3 protein-coding genes and 1 tRNA gene are annotated in these 3,663 nt (G+C 64.9%); all 4 read left to right on the top strand.

Annotation, left to right across the window (positions count from 1 at the left end; all coding sequences use genetic code 11):
• The 4 genes from K2W81_RS12920 (at position 1) to pyrF (ending at position 3,519) form a co-directional block, all read left to right on the top strand.
• Positions 1–76 (top strand) — tRNA-Thr (locus K2W81_RS12920).
• Between the two features lie 72 nt (positions 77–148).
• Positions 149–2,440 (top strand): patatin-like protein, encoded by a 2,292-nt coding sequence (locus tag K2W81_RS12915; protein ID WP_294104920.1) that lies wholly within the window; start codon positions 149–151, stop codon positions 2,438–2,440.
• Between the two features lie 63 nt (positions 2,441–2,503).
• Positions 2,504–2,848, top strand: a complete 345-nt coding sequence (locus tag K2W81_RS12910; RefSeq protein ID WP_294104918.1) for a LapA family protein — start codon at positions 2,504–2,506, stop codon at positions 2,846–2,848.
• Entirely contained in the window at positions 2,845–3,519 is a 675-nt protein-coding gene (gene pyrF, locus K2W81_RS12905; protein ID WP_294104916.1) for an orotidine-5'-phosphate decarboxylase, read from the top strand. Before K2W81_RS12910 ends, pyrF begins: the two co-directional genes overlap by 4 nt.
• The last annotated feature ends 144 nt before the right edge of the window (positions 3,520–3,663 follow it).

The following is a 3,663-nucleotide window of genomic DNA, read 5'->3' as shown; positions in this document are numbered from 1 at the left end:
GCCGGTTTAGCTCAGCTGGTAGAGCAGCGGTTTTGTAAACCGAAGGTCGCGGGTTCGATTCCTGCAACCGGCACCACCCTTCCCCCGCCCCCGCCGACCCGCTAGCATCATGCGACCGGCGGAGAGGCCAGGGACAAAAGGGAGCGGCATGAACCGCGAAAAGGAACTGCGGCTCGCGCTCGTCTGCTACGGCGGCATCAGTCTCGCCGTCTATATGCACGGCATCACCAAGGAAATCTGGCGGCTCGCGCGCGCGAGTTGCGCGTTCCACGAAGGCCGCACCCCCGCTGGTGGATCGCAAGGCGTGTACCGCGCGCTGCTGCAGGAGATCGAGGACGATCACCAGCTCAAGCTGCGCGTGCTGGTCGACATCATCGCCGGCGCCTCGGCCGGCGGGATCAACGGCGTGTTCCTCGCGCAAGCCATCGCCACCGGCCAGTCTCTCGAGCCGCTCACCGATCTGTGGCTCGATTCGGCCGATATCGAGGAATTGATCGATCCGGATCAGGCACCCGCCACCCGTTTTTCCAAGGTCTGGGCGCTGCCGCTCGCCTGGATGGCGCAGCGGCGCAGCGGCGATCCGGTCGATCAGCTCGTCGAACCCGGCGCGCGCGACGAAGTTCGCGCCAAGCTCTCGAAATTCGTCCGCTCGCGCTGGTTTGAGCCACCGTTCGGGGGCAAGCGCTTCCTCAATCTCGTGCTCGACGCGTTTGACGCGATGGCGACCGCACCGCGCGGTCCTCGGCTATTGCCCAAAGGCCAGCCGCTCGACCTGTTCGTGACCGTGACCGACTTTACCGGCCACCCCGAACGGCTTGCACTGCATTCGCCGCGCGAAGTGATTGAGACCGAACATCGGCTGATCTTTCCGTTCAGCGATCACGGGGTTCTGCAAGAAACCCTGGCGCATATCGGCGAGCTGGCCTTTGCCGCGCGCGCGACATCGAGCTTTCCCGGCGCCTTCCCGCCGGTAACGGTGGGCGAGCTCGACATCGTGCTTGCTGACCGCGATCTGCCCTGGCCCGAACGCGAAGCCTTCCTGAAGAAGATGCTGCCGCGCCACCATGCCGTCGGCGCCGCCGAAAAGGCCGTGCTGATCGACGGATCGGTGCTGGTCAACGCGCCCTTCCGCCCCGCGATCGAAGCATTGCGTGAGCGCCCTGCCCGCCGTCAGGTCGACCGGCGCTTCATCTACATCGACCCGTCGCCGGGCGGCAAAATGGATATGGCGAAGACCGGGGTGCCGGGTTTTTTCCAGACGATCATCGGCGCCATCTCCGAACTGCCGCGCCAGCAGCCGATCCGCGACAATCTGGAAGCGATCGCCGAACGGTCGCAGCGGATCGAGCGGATGGCTGAAATCATCGCCGGTATCCGCCCCGAAGTCGAAACGCAGGTCGAAGCGCTGTTCGGCTATACCTTGTTCCTCGATCACCCGACCGTCGCGCGGCTCGCCAATTGGCGCAAACGTGCGCAGGCCGCCGCCGCGAGCAAGGCGGGTTATGGCTATGCTGCGTACGGCCATCTGAAAATGGCCGGGGTGATCGAGACGATCACCCAGCTCCTCTACAGTGTCGGTGGCGAGCAAGGCCCGCGCCGCTGGGCGCAGATCGAGGGGCTGATCAGCGCGGCCGTTAAGGCACAGGGCTCCGGCATGATGGGCCCCACCTTCAGCGGCGGCACCAGCCCCGAGACGATCGCTTTTCTTCGATCCTATGACATCGGCTTCAGGATCCGGCGACTGCGGCTGATGGCGCGGCGCCTGACTGATATCGAAATCAAATATGACGAAGCCGATATCGTCGGCCTGCGCGGCGCGATTTATGACTCACTAGCCCGTTATCTCGATGCCAAACGGACCGAGACCCATATTGCGCTGCGGCGCGACGTGCGCGCACTGCGTGGCGATGCCAGTACCTTGCTCGACGCGCTCGGCGCATCGCTCGACCTGAAGACGCTCGACGACGAGACGGAGGCGCGGCTGGCGACCGCCCTGTGCGCGGCGGGGCGCGACGTCAGGCGACCGATGCTGCTCACCTATCTCGGTTTTCCCTATTTCGACGTCGCGACCTTGCCACTGTTGCAGGGCGAGGGGCTCGACGAATTCGACGCGATCAAGGTCGACCGCATTGCGCCCGACGACGCGACAGCAATCCGCAGCGGCGGCGCCGAGGCCACGCTGAAGGGCATTCAGTTTGCCAGCTTCGGCGCCTTTTTCAGCCGCACCTATCGCGAGAATGACTATCTCTGGGGTCGGCTGCACGGCGCCGACCGGCTGATCGACATCGTCGTCTCGACCCTGCCAGCGGGCATGCGGATGAAGCCGGGGCGCGTTGCACAGATCAAGCGTGCCGCCTTCATCGCCATCCTTGATGAGGAGGCACCGCGACTGACGATGATTGGCTCGTTGATCGATTCGTTACGGCGCGAAATCGGCTGAGACTGGCCAATTGCGCGAATGCGCCCTAAACAGTCGTCCAACACCGTCGGGGAGCCGATCCGCATGCAATTCCTGAAGACGCTTTTCTGGTTCTTGTTGGCGGTTGTGGTGGTCGTGTTTGCGCTCGGCAATTGGACGACGGTCCCCATCCATTTGTGGGCAGGGCTGATCGCCGAGATCAACTTGCCGCTGCTGTTGATCATTACCTTCCTGGCCGGGCTCTTTCCGACGCTGCTGTACCATCATGCGGTCAAATGGCGGCTGCGCCACCGGCTCGCCGCCGCTGAGCGCGCGGTGGCCGATCTGCGCGGTATGGCGACCGCGACGACCACCCCCACAACGCTGGTGATCGACGATGGCGACGCTGCCTCCATCATTTCCCACTCCGCCTTGCCGAGCGAAGCATGAGTACGCGGATTTACGTTGCCCTCGACACCCCTTCGTTGGCGCAGGCACATGCGCTCGCCACAAAGGTGCGGCATCATGTCGGCGGGTTGAAGCTGGGCCTGGAGTTTTTCCTCGCCAATGGACAGACTGGCGTGCGCGAGATGGCGGAGCTTGGCTTGCCGATCTTCCTCGATCTGAAGCTGCACGACATCCCCAATACCGTTGCCAAGGCGGTGCAGGCGCTGCGCCCGATCGAACCCGCGATCCTGACGGTGCATGCCGCTGGCGGGCGCGCGATGCTGGAGGACGCCAAGGCGGCGGCACCGGCGGGCACAAAGGTCGTCGCGGTGACGACGCTCACCAGCCTCGATGCCGATGACCTGCGATCGGTAGGCGTGCCCGGTGATCCGCGCGCGCAAGTGATGCGGCTTGCCCAATTGGCGATGGCAGCGGGCATCGACGGCGTGGTCTGTTCGGGCAAGGAAGTCGCCGCCGTGCGCGCCGTCTGGCCCAAGGGATTTTTCGTCGTGCCCGGTGTACGCCCACCTGACGCCGCCGTCAGCGACCAGAAGCGCGTGGTGACTCCGCGTGCGGCAGTCGATGCGGGTGCGTCGATCATCGTGATCGGCCGACCGATCACCCAGGCGGCTGACCCCGACCTCGCTGCGCGCGCGATTGAGGCCACGCTATAGCGGGCGCCGCAATCGACAACGGGCGGGCGTTAAGGGTCGCTCAATGCGCCCCTGCTATGATGGACAAGTCCCAGCTATCAAGGTGCCGCCAATCCCATGTCGTCCAGCGTTTCGCCCTCGCTATCGTCGCGCGTGCGCCGTGCT

The organism is Sphingomonas sp., from assembly GCF_019749955.1.
Classification (GTDB): Bacteria; Pseudomonadota; Alphaproteobacteria; order Sphingomonadales; family Sphingomonadaceae; genus Sphingomonas.
This window is presented reverse-complemented; position numbering and strand designations above follow the sequence as displayed.